The organism is Paenibacillus allorhizosphaerae (assembly GCF_042659105.1).
In the GTDB taxonomy this organism is placed as follows: Bacteria; Bacillota; Bacilli; order Paenibacillales; family NBRC-103111; genus Paenibacillus_G; species Paenibacillus_G allorhizosphaerae.
The window spans coordinates 1-577 of the sequence record NZ_JBHSRV010000078.1; the positions used below are offsets into that span (position 1 = coordinate 1).

The 577-nt window shown below is 49.6% G+C and carries 1 protein-coding gene; it reads left to right on the forward strand.

Annotation, left to right across the window (positions count from 1 at the left end):
* On the forward strand, positions 1-344 hold a 344-nt coding region (locus ACFQI7_RS37880; protein ID WP_377518654.1), incomplete at its 5' end, for a transposase.
* Positions 345-577 lie beyond the last annotated feature (233 nt).

Sequence of the window (577 nt, forward strand, 5' to 3'; positions counted from 1 at the left end):
AGGCTGGCGATTTAAGCGGCTTTGTCCATGGAAATGCCCTGCTGCGTCATGCCGGACTTAACCTTGCTGAGGCAAGCTCAGGTAAATGGACCGGGCAAATGAAGATTAGCAAGCGCGGGCGCTCCCGTCTTCGTCGCTTCCTCTTTATGTCGACCATGAGTCTAGTGATGAATAATCCGGAGTTTCGAACCATTCACGCCAACAATGTACACGTAAAGAAGATGAAAAAGATGAGGTCGATTATGAAGCTTTGTGGTAAACTCGCGCGAATTTTGGTTGGTATGGCACGCACCGGTCAGGCGTACATCCCTCATAAAGCATTGCCTCTTCAGCAAGCTGCTTAAACTCAGTTATAACGTTTCGTTGCACGTAGATTGGCTGATTCGCAGGATTTCAAAAGAAAGCACGGAGTACCGGATATATTGAACCAAAGGGCACCGACCCGTACCGTTAGCAAGACCGGCCTCCACCCCTTGGACAGGTGTAACGAAGGAATGAAAGGGCTTGGACCCGTTGAGACATGGGAGTGAAAACCTCCGAGGGTGACGTGGAGAATGCGTGCAGTAAATGGAAATAT